Origin of the sequence: Pseudomonas parakoreensis (genome assembly GCF_021602155.1) — a bacterium.
Lineage (GTDB): Bacteria > Pseudomonadota > Gammaproteobacteria > Pseudomonadales > Pseudomonadaceae > Aquipseudomonas > Aquipseudomonas parakoreensis.
On record NZ_BQHY01000077.1, the window covers coordinates 1 to 357 of the forward strand.

Here is a 357-nt window from a genome sequence, read left to right on the forward strand (position 1 = left end):
TGACCAATCCGGCCGGGACTCCGGTGACCGTGACCCTGTCCAACGGCGCGGTGATCACCATCGAAGCCGGTAAAACCACCGGTACCGTGACTGTTCCAGCTCCGGCCGATGACGTTTACAAAGACGCGGGTAAAGTCGAAGCGACCATCTCCAGCGCTACTGGTGGCAACTTCGAAAATCTGGTGCCTAGCACGGTTCCGGCCGTCACCAACGTTACCGACACCATCGACACCACCACGGTCAAACTGACCGCGACCGAGTCTGCTGCCGAAGGTGGTACCGTCACCTACACCGCGACCGTTGGTGCGCCAGTGACTGGCTCGCCAGTCGTGGTGACCCTGGCCAACGGTCAGAACA

The 357-nt window shown here is 61.1% G+C and carries 1 protein-coding gene; it reads left to right on the forward strand.

The genetic code is table 11. The features are described 5' to 3' along the window. The coding region (locus L6D63_RS28470; protein WP_236170518.1) for an immunoglobulin-like domain-containing protein at positions 1-357 on the forward strand (357 nt) is incomplete at both ends.